Genomic DNA, 16,005 nt, shown 5'->3' on the forward strand with positions numbered 1-16,005 from the left:
GCAAAACCGAATTATCTCTATGGCTAAATCACGGCATAACCACATGCTCGATACGATTGGAAGTATCATATTAAACGCAAAAAAGGAAAAACTGCTCCATTTATACGCTGAAGGCGAGTATTTTGACGGTAGGCACATCCAGGTGCAGGGGAAACACCTCTTCCACTTTGGGACAACCGGCTACCTCGGTCTGGAACAAGACCAACGCCTGAAAGATGCTGCGATTGATGCCATCCAACGGTACGGTACCCAATTCCCCCTTTCCAAAACGTATATCTCCTTTCCGATTTATAAAGAGTTAGAGGAAAGCCTCCGTCAGATCTACCAACGCCCCATTGTAGTGACGAAGAACAGTACGCTGGCGCACATTGGTGTCATTCCGACGATTGTCCGCGATGAAGATGCCCTGATTCTGGATCAGCAGGTACACGCCAGTGTACAGAATGCAAGCCAACTTCTGAAGCCTCGTGGTATCCCCGTGCAGCTTGTGAAGCACAGCGACATTGGTATGCTGGAGGATACGATCAAGAGTTTGCGTGACAAGCACCAGAAAATCTGGTACGCAGCCGACGGCGTTTATTCGATGTACGGCGACGTAGTACCGCTGCACGAACTTCTTCCTCTTATGGAAAAGTATCCGCAGTTACACCTCTATATCGATGACGTGCACGGCATGAGCTGGGCAGGTCGTAACGGTGCCGGCTACGTAATGAGTCAGCTGGGCGAATTGCGCGAGCGTATAATTCTGGTAGGCACCCTCAGCAAATCGTTTGGTGCCAGTGGCAGTGTCGTGGCGTTTGGCGACGAAGATCTGTACGAAGCATTCCGGATTTTCGGAGGGCCGCAGACCTTCTCTGCCCAGCTGGAACCTTCGAGCGTAGCAGCGGCGCTGGCTTCCGCCAAGATTCACCTTTCGGACGAAATCTATGAATTGCAGCGCGATCTGGCCGAAAAGGTAGCGTATTGCAACGAATTGATCCGGGCTACCGACCTGCCGTTGATTCAGGAAAACGTATGTCCGGTCCACTTCATCGGAGGAGCCCTGCCCGCCGTTTCCTACAACTTTGCACGGCGCCTCATGGACGATGGTTTCTACATCAACGTGGCGACATTCCCGGCCGTTCCGGTTAAAAACACAGGCATTCGCTTCACCATCTCACGACACAACCAGAAGGAAGACATCCGGCAGCTGGTCGAAGCGATGACCCACCATTACCCCATCGCGCTGCAGGAAGAGGGATATTCTATGAATCAGGTACGTAAAGCGTTCCGACTCGCTCCCCTCAAGGCTGCGTCTGCCACACCGCAAACGCCTGCGCCAACGCTGCGTGTGCAGCTTGCTTCTTCCATCAACGAAATTGAACCGGCGGAGTGGAATGCTCTTCTGGGCGAGCGTGGTGCTTTCGACTGGAACGCACTGGCGTTTTACGAGCAGGCTTTTTCAAAGCAGCCTAACCCTCATCACAACTGGAAGTTTATCTACCTGTTGATCCGTGACAATACCCAAAAGGTCGTACTGGCTACGTTCTTTACGGTGGCGTGGTGGAAAGACGATATGCTCGCACCGGCCGCTGTTTCGGAACAAGTGGAGAAAATTCGCGCCGAGAATCCGGACTATCTGGTTTCACAAGTCCTAAGCATGGGTTCGCTCATTACGGATGGTGAACATCTGTATCTGGACAAGCGCCATCCGCAATACAAGGAAGCGCTAAAAACCATGAACCAGGAAATTGAGCAGCTGAGGCAGCAGTACAACTGCAGCACGGTTGCGCTCCGCGACTTAGACGCTGAGGACGAAGAGTTAAACACGGTTCTTCATGCCCAAGGTTACCTGCAAGTGGACATGCCGGAAGGAACGGTAGTTGAGTCGCTCGACTGGCAAGATCAGGAAGATTATCTGCAGCGTCTCTCCACAAAATCGCGTTCGCATGTGAAGAAAGACGTACTGAAGTACAAGAAATATTACAAAATTGAGGTAAAAAGCCAACTTACTGACGAGGAACTAACGTCTGCATACGATTTATATAAAAACGTAAGCGCCCACAATTACGCCTTAAATAACGTGGAATTTCCCTTGTCGCTGTTTCAGGACATGAACCAAAGTCCTCATTGGGAAGCCATTACGTTTCGACTCAAAGGTGAACACACGCTAGAAGGTCGGGATATGCTGATCGGCGTTTCGTTTAGCTATAAAACCTCTGAAGGATATTGTGGCGTACTCCTGGGCATGGATTATCGCTACTCAAAAGAGTACAAAGTTTACAAACAGATTCTGTTTGAGAACATTATGCGAGCGCAGGCATTGGGCAAAAAGCGCATCTACCTGGGTCTAACGTCTGCACAGGAGAAGCGCAAGTACGGCGCCACCCTGAAGCCACGCCTGGCCTACCTGCAAACGCAAGACAACTACAAGCTTGAGTTAATTGAGTCGCTGGCCACAGTGCAATAAGGCTGAGAACCAAGGTTATAAAAAGCGTCTTGAAGCATGAACTTCAAGACGCTTTTTTAGTTTACCAACGAACCCCTTCTGGCGCTTCAGCAAGATGTTTCAGCACCTGGTTGCGTTGCATTAATAAGCGCCGCATATACTGCTCCAAAAACAAACCATCTGCGAAGCGGCCTACCATGCCAAAGGGGGTGGTATAGTCGAACACATCGCGCATGCGAGTTCCACCTTTGTGCGCTTCAAAAAAATGGTCATGATCAAAACGATGAAAGGCACCTTGCTGCATCGAATCGCGAAAGTAATGAGGAGATTCATACTGCGTGATGCAGGAGGTCAGGTGCTGCCATATCCCCAAGTGCTTAGCACGCCAGGTCACACAGTCGTGCAACGCTAACAGTCCCGATGTTTTGCCCGCAACAGCTTGCTCTTTTCGGTTTTCCATTGAAGCGGTGTGTGCATCAACCGATCGGGCAAGGTCAAATACTTGCTGGCAAGGGGCCTGAATAAACGTCTCTAATCGAATGATCGGCATCCCCCTATGTTTACGTCATTGCTCCTACCATACGCCGAAACAAAGTACGCAGCTTAGGCTCCGCGTCTCTGGCCGCTTGTAACACCTCGGCAATGGATATTTTCTTGAGCTTGCCGGGTGCACACAGGTCGGTAATGACCGATACGGCCAATACGGGCAGGTCCATATGCCGCGCGACAATCACTTCAGGAACGGTCGACATACCGACGGCATCGGCGCCGATGGTGCGTAGAAACCGGTATTCCGCCGGTGTTTCCAAATTAGGTCCGGGCACACTCACATAGACACCTTCCTGCAAAGGAAATCCTTCTTCGTGGGCCACACGGTGCGCCAGTTTCCGTAAATCTTGATCGTATGCGTCGAGCATATCAGGGAAACGCACGCCCAAGGTGGTATCGTTGGGACCGCGAAGCGGATTATCCGGCTGAAGGTTGATGTGATCGCTGATGACCATCAAATCGCTCAACTCGTGGTCTGGGTGCAAACCACCCGCAGCGTTAGAAATGAGCAGCACACGTATGCCGAGGAGTTTCATAACCCGCACCGGGAACGTCACCTGCGGCATCGAATAGCCCTCGTAATAATGAAAGCGCCCCTGCATAGCGACCACAGGTTTTCCCGCCAGGTGGCCAAACAGCAAGCGCCCCGTGTGGGTTTCTACCGTAGAAACAGGGAAATGAGGAATCTGCTCGTAAGGAATGGTGGTGCTTATCTCAATATCATCGGCGAGGTGCGTAAGACCGGTCCCGAGGATGATCCCAACTGCAGGAACATGGGCAGTGTGTTGACGAATGTACTCTACCGCGGCGGCTAGTTCTGGTTGCATGCGTACCCTTTTAGTCCCCAAGGTACACAAGCCAATCCAGTGCAGGTTAGCGTTCGCGATCGGCTGCGATCATTTCCCGGTACTTCAGTAATTGTGACGACTCCCCGACGGCACCTTTCCGCACGCCAATGACAAAGCTACCATCGGGCGCAAAGTAAACGTACCGACGCAGCAAGGCCATTTTCCCTTCGCCAAACAGACGGGTTTCTCGCGCCACATCCCCATACACTTTGTCCAGTTCCCAGAGGCGTACATGGGCAAACGCGCCCTCTTCCGCCTCGGCAAACAAGAGGCGAACCGTTTCGGTCGTAGACACGTCGCTCACAAACGAAAGCGTATTTAAACCGTCGGCGGCACAACTCTGTTGGATTTTAGCAATAAATCGCTGCCAGTGGCTTCTCCCGGTTTGATCGACCGCGATGACCAATACACCCTCGGCAAGGGCCTGTAACTTTCCGGGCGCAACCCGATCAGGGCGTCGTATGCCGAGCCCCTCGTACGAAAGGCCGGGTCCTTCCACAAAGCGCTTTTCCAGCATTAGATAGCTGTCCCCATCCGCCTCGTGCTTCCACTCTACCAGTTCTACATGGCGCCAATCTTTCGTGCCGGCGTCTCGTTTCATTTCGTCCGACAAGGCCACAACGTTTTCCTGTATTTCGCGCGTTTCGAAGTTGAATCGTGCCAACGTAATTCCCGTCAGCTGATGCCGGTGGCGATTGACGGCAGCCACTTGTAGGGTACGGGCCTCGTCCAGATGAATCCGAAAGTCGTTTCGCTCCTCAGAGCTGGCCGCCAGTTGCATTGAATCAGCCGCAGTTCCATCGGCCGGAAAGTGCATAACCCATAACGCGCCTTTAGAGTCGGCATTCGCCATGAACATATCGCCTTCGTCATTTAACGCCAGTTCGTGATGAGTGAGTCCCGGTGCTACGGGCAATTCCACCTGTCGCAACGGGGCCAGCTTGCGGTCAAAGAGGGTACCAACAAAACGTAGCTCGGGCTGGCTATAATCGAATAGCCCCGTCAGCATCAGATGCTGATCTGGCGAAAAAAGGGTAGTAAACTGATAGGTAACGGGCGTGGTAAAATCCGGCTGACCCGATGCTGCACACAGTTCCTCAAAGCTTTCCCGTACGAAAGCGGTAGGATTTGCCCAGGCGCCGACCGCAGCCTGTACCAGTTCTTTACGCCACGCGATCTGCCCATACAAAGGCTCGAAGCCAATGGCTTTCAGACGCGCTTTGTGGTTGGGCAAATCATGTTCTGAAAGCAGAAGCACTACTTCTTTGTGATTGAAGAACAGACGATGTACTTCTTCTTGTCCAGATAGTTGCAAATCGGTAGCCCACATGAGTTGCAACGAAGAACCGTAGCACTCCAGGCGATAAGAAGAAGACCCGACGACACCCCCTTCTACCTTGGCCAGTGCCACCAATTCGCCATCGGGCAATCCGGCCACCAACGCAGGGGCTTCTGGCTCCAGATGGGGCGATCCTAACGAAAACGTGGCTGAGCGGTGTAAAAACTGCGCAGCAACCCGTTCGGAGGAAAGACCGGCCAGGGAGGTGAATAGCACGAGAAAAATGACGATGCGTGACATAATAGGCGACTGTTTATCAACTCAGTGATAAAGATATTCACTCGTAACAACAAAAAACCCGGACTTTTGGTCCGGGCTTGTAAGGTTGATGGGCGAATAGAATTCATCACAACAACATATCACCTGAGGCTCAATCTCTTACGCGATTATCCATTGAAAAATTCTTTCATCCGCTCGAAAAAGCCTTTGTCGCTCGCGTCGGGCGTAGGGTTGAAATTGGGCGCATCGCGCAGCTTTTCCAGAATCTCAGTTTCCTCACGCGTCAGTTGCTGTGGCGTCCAGACGTTAACGTGAATCAACTGATCGCCGCGACCGTAGCCGTTCAAATCACGAATACCCTTCCCTTTCAGGCGCAAAATCTTACCGCTCTGTGTACCGGGATCAATCTTGATGCGCACTTTGCCGTCGATCGTCGGCACTTCCATGCTCGTGCCTAACGCCGCGTCTACAAAGCTGACAAACAGGTCGTATACCACGTGGTTGCCATCCCGCTTCAGCACTTTATCTTCGATCTCCTCGATCAGAATCAGTAGATCGCCGGGAACGCCGCCGCCGGGGGCCATGTTGCCTTTACCGGACATCGAAAGTTGCATGCCATCGCTGACCCCGGCTGGGATCTTGATGGTCAACAGTTCCTCACGCGGCTCCAAGCCGGAGTTGTCCACCCCCGGAGGACGGCTGTCGATCACCTGACCACCACCGTGGCAGGTAGAGCATGTCGTAGCCGAGACCATCTGCCCCAGCATGGTGTTGACAACCTTCCGCACCTGGCCGGTACCCTGGCAGGTAGGACACGTTTTGAACGTAACCCCCTCGGCCGTCACCAGACGGTTTACTTTGATTTTCTTTTCAGTACCGTGCGCGATCTCTTCCAGTGTCAGCTTCAGTTTGATGCGCAGGTTCGAGCCCTTTTTACGTCTCGATCCGCGGCCACCTCCGCCAAAGAAAGCGTCGAACGGACTTCCACCTTCGCCAAAGATGTCACTGAACTGGCTGAAAATGTCGTCCATGCTCATGCCACCGGGGCCTCCCCCACCGTTGACGCCCTGATGCCCGAACCGGTCATAACGCTGGCGTTTTTCGGTATTGCTGAGCACTTCGTAGGCTTCGGCGGCTTCTTTGAACTTGTCTTCTGCCGTAGGATCGTCCGGATTTTTATCCGGGTGATACTGGATCGCGATTTTCCGGTACGCCTTCTTAATCTCGTCCGGCGCCGCGGTTTTGCTCACTCCCAGTACGTCGTAATAGTCTCGTTTCGCCATTTCTTATGAACCTGTCACCACTTTAGCAAATCGAATGGGCTTCTCGTTCAGCACGTAGCCTTGCTCGATTACGTCAATTATTTTTCCTTTCAACTCTTCCGAAGGGGCGGGGAATTGCGTAACAGCGTCGTGCAGCTCGGCATCGAACGTATCGCCCTGTTTCACGTCCATCGACTTCAATCCCTTCTGTTCCAGGGTCTTTTGCAACTTATGGAAGACCAATTGTACCCCTTCTTTCACGGCATCGAGATTCGAGGCCGCATCGGCCGCTTTCAGGGCGCGCCCGGCATCGTCCAACACAGGCAACAGAGCACTCATCAGACCCTCGTTGGCCGTCATGGTCAGGTCTAGCCGCTCACGAGCACTCCGCTTCCGGAAGTTCTCAAAGTCGGAATAGAGGCGCAGGTACTTATCTTTAAGCTCAGAAACTTCTTGCTTGAGCGATGCTACCTCAGACTGCTCGCCATGCGCTTCACTCGATTCCGACGCTTCCCGACTTTCTGTCGCGTTTGTGTCAGCCTCCTGTTGTGATGCTGTCGTAGGGGTTTCTTCTTCAGAAAGAAATTCTGCTTTTTCTTCAGCCATATAACTACAATCGGTTTTTGTCTCTATCAATTATCGTAACTCTATCAATGATGTTGCCACGCGAAAGCACTATGACAAAGTGACACGTTTGCTGTGCAGCGTTTGCCAGAGTAAGTCTTTTAGAGGCGTGAGTCCCTGTTGCGCCACCGACGAAATAAAGAGCGCAGGCACACCTTCCGGCAGTTCGGCTTCCATTTCTTCGCGCAGTTCGTCGTCCAGCATGTCCGACTTAGAAACCGCCAGGACGCGTGCCTTGTCCAGCATTTCAGGATTGTACTTTTCCAACTCTCCGAGCAAAATGCGGTATTCGGCGGCGATGTCGGGACTGTCGGCCGGAATCAGGAACAGCAGAATGGCGTTGCGTTCGATGTGGCGCAGGAAGCGAATGCCCAGCCCGCGCCCTTCGGCAGCACCTTCGATGATGCCGGGAATATCGGCTACCACAAACGACTGATCGTCGCGATACGCCACGACGCCTAGGTTGGGCTGCAGGGTTGTAAACGGATAATCGGCGATTTTGGGACGCGCCGCCGACAGCACCGACAGCAGCGTCGATTTCCCGGCGTTAGGAAACCCGACCAGGCCGACATCGGCTAACAGTTTCAGTTCCAGCACCACCCACGCTTCCTGCCCGGGCTCGCCCGGCTGGGCATAATCGGGTGCCTGGTTCGTCGAGGTTTTAAAGTGATCGTTCCCTAATCCACCGCGTCCACCGGGAACCAGAATGACCTCCTGGCCGTCTTGCGTGATTTCCAGGAGGGTCTTTCCCGTCTCCGGATCTTTCGCAACGGTGCCGAGGGGCACTTCCAGCACCGCATCTTCGCCTTGGGAACCGGTGCGATGCGCGGCTTCGCCGGGCGCGCCGTCGCCGGCAATAACGTGCTTACGGTATTTCAGGTGCAACAGCGTCCACAGTTGGGCATTCCCTTTCAGAATCACGTGGCCACCACGGCCACCGTCTCCCCCATCCGGACCGCCCAGGGGTACGTGTTTCTCCCGCCGGAAGTGTCGGGACCCGGCCCCTCCGTGTCCGGAGCGGCAATTGATTTTTACGTAATCGATGAAGTTACTCGTCATACTTTTTTGTCATCCAGGCAGATGGCACGCCGCAGGGCGCTCGCGCCACGCAGCAACGTTTCTATCAGGCCTTTTGGGAGCCGAATAGTTCCCCGCCCCGCCAAATGCCCGGCCTATTGCCTACTTCGTTCAGAAAATCAAATAAAAGTCGCGCAGCAAACGCCGGTATGCGTCCGTGTAGTGCTGCGCAGCGGTTCGTACATAAAGCGTTTCTTCCTGTACCCCCCTCCGGTCCCGGCAGAAGAGTTGCAGATGGCGCAGGCAAGGCGCTTCTTCGCGTTCGTGCAGGTAGAGCCGCTTGACCGGAAACCAGCCGTGTTCCCGAAGCAAGGTCGCTACAGAGACGGCCTCGCCTGGAGGGAGTAGCACGGCCAGGCGCCCCGCCGGTTGCAGCAGGTCAGTTGCCAGTTGCGCCAATGTGGCCAGCGGAAGCGTATCGCCGTGCAGCGCCGCACGTCGGGCGGTGCCTGGGCTGCGCAGGGAGTTTTGGTAGAAAGGCGGATTGCTGACGATCAGGTCATAGCGGGTGGACGTACGCGCGGCAAAGGCCTGAATGGATTCCGCATGGACCTGAATGCGCTCTGCCCAGGGCGAATGCCGTACGTTGTCGCGCGCTTGCGCTGCCGCGTCTGCCTCCAGTTCGACAGCATCGATGCGGGCCTGCGGTGCGCGCTGTGCCAGCATCAGAGCCAGCAGACCCGTCCCCGTTCCGATGTCGAGCGCTGTCGCCACGTTGTCGACCGGTGCCCACGCCCCCAACGTACACGCATCGGTACAGACCTTCAGCGCACACCGCTCCTGTTCAACCCGAAATTGCTTGAACTGGAAAAACGTGTTTTTCTGCCGTTTCGGAGCGGGGGCTGGGTTCATGCCACAGTTGCTTCAAATCCCTTGTCGGGCTTCAGGTTGGGTTGCAGGGCCGCCGCCACGGCCAGCTCGTCGCACCGTTCGTTTTCGACGTTGCCGGCATGGCCACGCACCCATTTGAAACGCACTTTGTAGTTCTGCGAAAGGTGCCAGAAGCGCATCCAGAGGTCTTCGTTCTTCTTGCCCTTGAATCCTTTGGCAATCCAGTTTTTGAGCCATCCCTTTTCGACGGCATCGGCCACGTAGCGCGAATCCGTATAGATCGTTACGGGCGCGCCGGGCCACTTTAGCGCCTCCAGGGCGCGAATCACCGCCAGCAGCTCCATGCGGTTGTTGGTCGTCAGGCGGAACCCTTCCGAGAGTTCTTTCCGGTGCTGTTGGTATTTCAACACCACGCCGTAGCCCCCCGGCCCCGGGTTGCCCCGCGAAGCGCCGTCGGTATAAATCGTGATCATCCGAAATGCAAATTGGTTTTAAAAAGTTTGATAGCGATGGCCAGCAGAATGATGCCGAACACCTTGCGCAGGATGCTGACTCCCGCCCGACCGAGGCGCTTTTCCAGCCAGCCCGACGTCCGCAGCACGAGGTAGACCAGCGCCAGATTCAGCACGATGCCCACCAGGATGTTCAACACGGCGTATTCGGCCCGGAGTGCCAGAATCGTGGTCATGGTGCCCGCCCCGGCAATGAGCGGAAATGCCAGCGGCACCACCGACCCCGCCCCCATTTCGGCATCGGAACGGAAAATGTCGATGCCCAGTATCATTTCCAGCCCGATCAGGAACAACACCAGCGCCCCGGCAATGGCAAACGAGTCGACGTCTACCCCGAACAGGCGTAGAATCGATTCGCCCAGAAACAGGAAGACGATCATGATGATGCCCGACGCCAACGTGGCTTTGCCCGCGTCGATCTCTCCGATTTTCCGCCGAAGGTCGATGATGATGGGAATGGCTCCGATGATGTCGATGACCGAAAATAAGATCAACGTGACTGAAATGATTTCCCGAAAAGAAAACATACCGCGTACTTTTGGTGCAAAGCTATCAAAATGTCCCGGGGCGGTTCCGTTTTGGGGCAGCGTACCCAATTTGTTACTTTTTGAACCTCCTGAACATGAGTCTTTTCAAAGAATTTAAAAAGTTTGCGTTTCGTGGTAATGTGATCGACCTGGCCACCGGTGTCATCATCGGGGCGGCCTTCGGAAAAATCACCACGTCGCTCGTCGACGACATCATCATGCCCCCTCTCGGGCTGCTGATCGCCAACATCGACTTTACGCGCCTGGCCTTCGTGCTGAAGCCCGCCGTCACCAACGCCGTCGGGGAGGTAACCGAGCCCGCTGTGCTGATTCGTTACGGCAATTTTATCCAGATCATCGTCAACTTCTTCATCATCGCCATTGCCGTTTTTCTGTTCCTGGAATTTATCGAACGACTCCAGCGTAAAGAAGAAGAAAAGCCCGGCCCCACGCCCAAGCCGAAACCGACGGAGCAGGAGAAATTGCTGGCCGAAATCCGGGATTTGTTGCGCGACGGGGCCGATCCGCAAACGGCCGTAGCGCCGAAGACCGATCCAGCTAACCCAGCGTAAATCCATGAAAAAGGGCATTTTCTGTACCGGCCTTTTACTTTTGTTGGGGTGCGCCCTGATGGTAGGCTGCGACGGCATGAACTGCGGCAGCGGCACCTCGACCTATCCTGACGTGCAAGGGGTGTCGGGCATGCCGGTGCGGTTGGAACTGGTGAACGGGACGTTATCTACCATTGAAACGGCCGTCCGAGATACCCTGCGTTTCGATGTGATGGGCCTTCAACTCACTACCGAAAAGCGGTGGCTCTCGCTTCGGAAAAAGGCCGCAACGTCAATCTTACCCATCGCTTATGCCTGCGACCCGGTGCCGCCGGAGTTTCGCGAGCGATTGGCAGGCGTTTACGTGTTCAGCGATACGGACTACGACGCCTTTTCGCCCGCGGGCGATACGCTGAATCCCGTTTTCGACGTGATGTTCACGTCATTTGCGGAAGAAAACCTGCGCCCTACGGACCTGACGACCTTTCTGGCCAGCCAACCGCTTGTTAAAGACGTACTCTACCTGCGCCCGAAATCGCCACCGGCACACGCGGGCACGCACCGATTCACAGTACACTTCTACCTGACCAACGGCGAATTTTACGAGGTCGTTCTAGACCCGGTCACCATCGGCGTATGAGGCTCGCCTACACTCCGCACGACAAATTCCGGTGCATTCCTGCGGCATTTCGCGGTATCTCAGGTGTCGCATCCCCATATTTGTAGCCGCCCTGCATGGGCCGTTTCATACGACTGTATTCCCCGATTGACCTGTCCTTATGAGAAAACTTCTGGTTCTGCTGACGCTGCTTCCCCTTCTTCAGGCTTGCCAGACCAGCGATGCTGAACACAACGCGTCCGATCCGCCCGCTCCTACCAAGAATCTGGCGCAATACGTCAACCCAATGATCGGCACCAGTCGGATGGGGCACACGTTTCCCGGAGCAACGGCGCCGTTCGGGATGGTGCAGTTGAGTCCGCAGACCAACTTTGAGCCGTATCTCGAAAATGGGACTTACAATCCCCTGACGTACGAATACTGCGCCGGGTATCAGCACAAAGATTCTACGATCATCGGCTTTTCGCACACCAACTTCAGCGGCACCGGTCACGCGGATCTGGGCGATTTTCTGGTGATGCCGACGGTCGGGCCGCTGGTGCTGGAACCGCTGAAAACCCACGAGGGCAGCAAAGGCTTTTACTCCACTTTTTCGCACGACCGGGAAACCGCCGCGCCGGGGTATTACCGGGTGGCGCTGGACACCTACGGCATCACGGCCGAACTCACCGCCACCGAGCGGGTGGGCTTTCATCAATACACCTTTCCGCGGTCGAGCGACGCGCATATCCTTCTGGATCTGGTCTACAACGTCTATCACCACGATCATAAAAACGTCTGGACGTTCGTCCGGGTCGAGAACGACTCGCTCGTAACCGGCTACCGGCAAACGCACGGTTGGGCCCGTACGCGCATGGTGTTTTTCGCCATGCAATTCTCGAAGCCGTTCACGAGCTACGGCCACGAGAAGTACGACACCATGACGTACAACGGGTTTTACCGCCGCTTCAACGAGACGGAAAACTTTCCCGAAATGGCCGGCCACAACCTGCGGGCGTACTTCAACTTCGATACAGAGGAAGACGAGAAAATCAAGCTCAAATTTGCCCTGTCGTCGGTCAGCACCGAAGGTGCGCTAAAAAACCTGGCGGCCGAAATTCCACACTGGGACTTTGAAAAAACCCGGCAGGCGACCACCGATCAATGGAACCGGGAACTGGCGAAAGTGGAGGCCGAAACGATCACCGATTCGGGAATGACGACGTTCTATACGGCGCTGTACCACACCATGCTCAGCCCGATTCTTTACGAGGATGTGGACGGGCGCTACCGCGGGCTGGACCAGAACATCCACACATCCGACGATTTTACCAACTACACCGTGTTCTCGCTGTGGGACACCTACCGGGCGCTCCACCCGCTGTTCAACCTCCTGCATCCGTCGCGGAACAACGACATGATCAAGTCGATGCTGGCGCACCACGACCAGAGCGTCCACCACATGCTGCCAATCTGGAGCCACTACGCCAACGAAAACTGGTGCATGATCGGCTACCATGCGACTTCCGTCATTGCCGACGCCGTGGCGAAACAGGTGGGCGATTTCGATAAAGCGCACGCGCTGGAAGCGGCCGTCAACACCGCCCACGTGCCGTATTTCGACGGGCTGGGCGACTACATGCAGTACCAGTACGTGCCGGAAGACAAGAGCCACTCGTCCGTTTCCAAAACCCTGGAGCTGGCGTACGACGACTGGTGCATCGCGCAACTGGCGAAAGCCGTGGGCGATCCCGAAGTAGAAAAAGAATTTAGCCAGCGCGCCACCTATTTTCACCACGTGTACGACCCCAGCATCGGTTACATGCGCCCCAAACTGGCGAACGGACAGTTCCGCGCCGACTTCGATCCGCTGGATACGTACGGACAAGGGTTCATCGAGGGAAATTCGTGGAACTATGGCCTGTACGTACCGCACCAGATCGATACAATGATCGCCATGATGGGCGGGAAAGAGCGTTTCAGCCAACACCTCGACTCGCTGTTCACGATGGAACTGGACGACAAGTACATTGAGCACAACGAGGACATCACGCGCGACGGCATCATCGGCAACTACGTGCACGGCAACGAGCCGTCGCATCACGTCGTTTACCTCTACAACTGGGCCGGGCAGCCGCACAAAACGCAGGCCCGCGTGCGGATGATCATGGACGCCATGTACGGCCCTACGGTCGAAGGCCTCGGCGGCAACGACGACGCCGGACAGATGAGCGCCTGGTATATTTTCAGTAGCTTAGGCTTTTATCCGGTCACGCCCGGCTCCAGCGACTATGCGCTGGGGAGCCCGTTGGTGAAGCGCGCGGTGCTGCACCTGGAAAACGGCAAAACGCTGACCATCACGGCGCAGAACCAGAGTCAGGAAAACGTGTACGTGAACCGGGTACTGGTAAACGGCCAGCCGTGGGACGATTTTCGAATCTCTCATGCCGACCTGATGCAAGGCGGCGAAATTATTTTTGAGATGAGCAACCAGCCGACACCTCGCTAGATAACCTTTAACCTTTACTACTGTATGTGGCAACGTGTGCCCCGTTTTTTGCGCAGCTTTTACTTCATCGCGTCTCTGCTGTTCGTGATCTGGATGGTCTTTTTCGACCGCAACGACCTGATTTCGCAGTTGGAACTTCGCAGCAAGCTCACCGAGCTGGAAGACCAGAAAGCGTATTATCTGGAGCGCATTAAGGAAGTGGAGAAAGACCACAACGAGTTGATGAGCGACTCGGATCTGCTCGAAAAGTTTGCCCGGGAAAAGTATTTCATGAAGCGTCCCAACGAAGACGTCTACATCGTGGTCGAAGAGGCCGAAGAGTGATGGCTCAGGCGAGTTCGCGCTCCGGATGCCAGAACAGCCGCGCAAAATCTTGCACCTGATCGTTTTCTACGCGCACGCCTTCGGCTTCGAGTTGCTCCTGCATGCGGGTGGGCGTCTGGAAATGGTGCTTGCCCGACAAAACGCCTATCCGGTTGACCACGCGGTGGGCCGGTACATCACCGATGGCGTGTGCCTGATTCATGGCCCACCCGACCATCCGGGCACTTCCTTTCCGCCCCAGATACGCCGCGATGGCCCCGTAACTGGTCACGCGACCAGCCGGAATTAACCGGACCACGTCGTACACATCCTGAAAAAAGCTATCGTGTTGGCTCATCGGACAAAATCGGTGATGGCGATTTGCTGCTCGCAGAAATCGTACTCATACGTCTGGTTCGAGGCGATCAGCACCAACCGGTGGGGACACTGCGCTTCGATCTCGCGTCGGTACCACGCAATGCCCTGCGCATCGAGGTTGGCCGTAGGCTCGTCGAGAAACACCATCGGGGCGGTAGAAAAAAGCGCCAGTCCCAGTTTCAATCGCTGTTTCATGCCCGAGGAAAGTTCGTAGACGGCTTTCCGGCGCGCACGCTCCAGATACACCCGCTCCAGGAACTCCTGCGGATCGGTCAGCGTCAGGGGTTTGAATTGCGTGTGGAAGTGAAACAGCTCCTCCAGCGTAAACTCTTCGATCAGGTCCAGGTAGGGAGCCGCCAGCGCCAGATGCTGGAAAATGGCCTCACTCTCGAGCGTTTTGCCGTCGAGCTGGTACGAAACGGTACCGTCCGAAGGCGGCATAAATCCCGACAGCACCTGCAAAAACGTTGACTTGCCGGACCCGTTCGGCCCGATGACCGCACAGGGACGCCCCGTTTCAAACCGATGAGAAATCCGATGAAAAATCCACTCTCGCCGAAAGCGCTTGCCTAACGTGTGGGTTTCGATGCGGGCGAGGGAAGGCAACAGAAGAGCAACAGGCTAGAGGTGAAAAAGCATGGCCTAAAAACCGTTTCCGTTCGAGCTGCTGCGGCCGTATCCTTTCATAATACCGCGGTCGGACGTGCGCAGGAAATTCAGGACTTCGTCGCGCTCACGCGAGGGAGCCATTTCCACTTCGATCTTTTCCATCGCCTTGGCATTGTTGAGGCCGCTCAGGTAGATGATGCGGTACAGCTCCTGGATTTCGTTGATCTTCTCGTTCGGAAATCCGCGTCGCCGCAGCCCGATGGAGTTGATGCCACAGTAGCCCAGCGGTTCGCGCGCCGCTTTCGTGTAGGGCGGCACGTCTTTTCGCACCAGCGAACCGCCGGAAACCATCGCGTGTGCACCGATCTTCACGAACTGGTGCACGGCCGAGGTACCGCCCACAAAGGCATAGTCCTGCACCTCGATGTGCCCACCGAGCTGCACGGAGTTGGCAATGATTACGTTATCGCCGATCACACAGTCGTGCGCAATGTGGACGTAGGCCATCACCAGGCAATTCGACCCGATGGTGGTAGAGTTCCGGTCCAGCGCGGTGCCTTTGTTCAGCGTGACGCATTCCCGGATCACCGTATTGTCGCCAATCACTACCGTCGAAGGTTCTCCTTTGTATTTAAGGTCCTGCGGCGCGGCCGAAATCACGGCACCGGGATAGATTTTACAATTTTTACCGATGCGTGCACCGTCCATAATCGTCACGTTAGGACCAATCCAGGTCCCTTCTCCGATCACCACATCGCCTTGGATGGTAGCAAACGGTTCTATGACGACATTAGGGGCGATTTGCGCTTCAGGATGAATAGAGGCAAGAGGTTGATTCATG

The 16,005-nt window shown here is 55.3% G+C and carries 17 protein-coding genes; 5 read left to right on the plus strand and 12 right to left on the minus strand.

Going from position 1 to position 16,005, the window contains the following annotated elements; genetic code table 11:
- The first annotated feature begins 19 nt into the window (after positions 1 to 19).
- Positions 20 to 2,449 (plus strand): aminotransferase class I/II-fold pyridoxal phosphate-dependent enzyme, encoded by a 2,430-nt coding sequence (locus tag BLR44_RS19310; RefSeq protein ID WP_089685126.1) that lies wholly within the window; start codon positions 20 to 22, stop codon positions 2,447 to 2,449.
- 61 nt (positions 2,450 to 2,510) lie between these two features.
- On the opposite strand, the gene BLR44_RS19315 is transcribed toward BLR44_RS19310, so the two are convergent.
- The 9 genes from BLR44_RS19315 to BLR44_RS19355 all read right to left on the minus strand — a co-directional run bounded on the left by BLR44_RS19315 (position 2,511) and on the right by BLR44_RS19355 (position 10,216).
- Positions 2,511 to 2,978, minus strand: a complete 468-nt coding sequence (locus BLR44_RS19315; protein WP_089685128.1) for an SRPBCC family protein — start codon at positions 2,976 to 2,978, stop codon at positions 2,511 to 2,513.
- A 10-nt stretch (positions 2,979 to 2,988) separates the two neighbouring features.
- Positions 2,989 to 3,804, minus strand: coding sequence for a purine-nucleoside phosphorylase (locus BLR44_RS19320; protein ID WP_089685130.1), 816 nt, complete (start codon positions 3,802 to 3,804; stop codon positions 2,989 to 2,991).
- 46 nt (positions 3,805 to 3,850) lie between these two features.
- Positions 3,851 to 5,404 (minus strand): hypothetical protein, encoded by a 1,554-nt coding sequence (locus tag BLR44_RS19325; RefSeq protein ID WP_089685132.1) that lies wholly within the window; start codon positions 5,402 to 5,404, stop codon positions 3,851 to 3,853.
- 146 nt (positions 5,405 to 5,550) lie between these two features.
- Entirely contained in the window at positions 5,551 to 6,666 is a 1,116-nt protein-coding gene (gene dnaJ / locus BLR44_RS19330; protein ID WP_089685134.1) for a molecular chaperone DnaJ, read from the minus strand.
- 3 nt (positions 6,667 to 6,669) lie between these two features.
- Positions 6,670 to 7,251 carry a nucleotide exchange factor GrpE gene (locus tag BLR44_RS19335; RefSeq protein ID WP_089685137.1) on the minus strand — a complete coding sequence of 194 codons (582 nt, stop codon included), beginning with the start codon at positions 7,249 to 7,251 and terminating at the stop codon, positions 6,670 to 6,672.
- A gap of 69 nt (positions 7,252 to 7,320) precedes the next feature.
- Positions 7,321 to 8,328 (minus strand): GTPase ObgE, encoded by a 1,008-nt coding sequence (gene obgE / locus BLR44_RS19340; RefSeq protein WP_089685139.1) that lies wholly within the window; start codon positions 8,326 to 8,328, stop codon positions 7,321 to 7,323.
- 129 nt (positions 8,329 to 8,457) lie between these two features.
- Positions 8,458 to 9,198, minus strand: coding sequence for a tRNA1(Val) (adenine(37)-N6)-methyltransferase (locus tag BLR44_RS19345; RefSeq protein WP_089685140.1), 741 nt, complete (start codon positions 9,196 to 9,198; stop codon positions 8,458 to 8,460).
- Positions 9,195 to 9,650 carry a ribonuclease HI gene (rnhA, locus tag BLR44_RS19350; protein WP_089685142.1) on the minus strand — a complete coding sequence of 152 codons (456 nt, stop codon included), beginning with the start codon at positions 9,648 to 9,650 and terminating at the stop codon, positions 9,195 to 9,197. Before rnhA ends, BLR44_RS19345 begins: the two co-directional genes overlap by 4 nt.
- On the minus strand, positions 9,647 to 10,216 hold the full coding sequence (locus BLR44_RS19355; RefSeq protein ID WP_089685144.1) for a MarC family protein: 570 nt from the start codon (positions 10,214 to 10,216) through the stop codon (positions 9,647 to 9,649). The genes rnhA and BLR44_RS19355 overlap by 4 nt, the downstream gene beginning before the upstream one ends.
- A gap of 95 nt (positions 10,217 to 10,311) precedes the next feature.
- On the opposite strand from BLR44_RS19355, the gene mscL reads away from it, so the two are divergent.
- From mscL to BLR44_RS19375, 4 genes are all read left to right on the plus strand, one after another.
- Positions 10,312 to 10,788, plus strand: a complete 477-nt coding sequence (gene mscL, locus BLR44_RS19360; RefSeq protein ID WP_089685408.1) for a large-conductance mechanosensitive channel protein MscL — start codon at positions 10,312 to 10,314, stop codon at positions 10,786 to 10,788.
- A 4-nt stretch (positions 10,789 to 10,792) separates the two neighbouring features.
- Complete coding sequence (locus BLR44_RS19365; protein ID WP_089685147.1) at positions 10,793 to 11,407, plus strand: hypothetical protein; 615 nt, start codon at positions 10,793 to 10,795, stop codon at positions 11,405 to 11,407.
- Between the two features lie 139 nt (positions 11,408 to 11,546).
- Complete coding sequence (locus tag BLR44_RS19370) at positions 11,547 to 13,874, plus strand: GH92 family glycosyl hydrolase (RefSeq protein WP_089685148.1); 2,328 nt, start codon at positions 11,547 to 11,549, stop codon at positions 13,872 to 13,874.
- A gap of 24 nt (positions 13,875 to 13,898) precedes the next feature.
- Complete coding sequence (locus BLR44_RS19375; RefSeq protein ID WP_089685150.1) at positions 13,899 to 14,198, plus strand: FtsB family cell division protein; 300 nt, start codon at positions 13,899 to 13,901, stop codon at positions 14,196 to 14,198.
- A gap of 4 nt (positions 14,199 to 14,202) precedes the next feature.
- On the opposite strand, the gene BLR44_RS19380 is transcribed toward BLR44_RS19375, so the two are convergent.
- From BLR44_RS19380 to lpxA, 3 genes are read right to left on the minus strand one after another with little or no spacing between them, the layout of a single operon-like run.
- Positions 14,203 to 14,535: an MGMT family protein gene (locus BLR44_RS19380; protein ID WP_089685152.1), complete on the minus strand. Its 333-nt coding sequence runs from the start codon at positions 14,533 to 14,535 to the stop codon at positions 14,203 to 14,205.
- Complete coding sequence (locus tag BLR44_RS19385; protein WP_245706115.1) at positions 14,532 to 15,161, minus strand: ABC transporter ATP-binding protein; 630 nt, start codon at positions 15,159 to 15,161, stop codon at positions 14,532 to 14,534. The genes BLR44_RS19380 and BLR44_RS19385 overlap by 4 nt, the downstream gene beginning before the upstream one ends.
- Before the next feature lie 36 nt (positions 15,162 to 15,197).
- Positions 15,198 to 16,004 carry an acyl-ACP--UDP-N-acetylglucosamine O-acyltransferase gene (gene lpxA / locus BLR44_RS19390; protein ID WP_089685154.1) on the minus strand — a complete coding sequence of 269 codons (807 nt, stop codon included), beginning with the start codon at positions 16,002 to 16,004 and terminating at the stop codon, positions 15,198 to 15,200.
- Between the last annotated feature and the right edge of the window lies 1 nt (position 16,005).

It is taken from the genome of Catalinimonas alkaloidigena, from assembly GCF_900100765.1.
Taxonomy (GTDB): domain Bacteria; phylum Bacteroidota; class Bacteroidia; order Cytophagales; family Flexibacteraceae; genus Mooreia; species Mooreia alkaloidigena.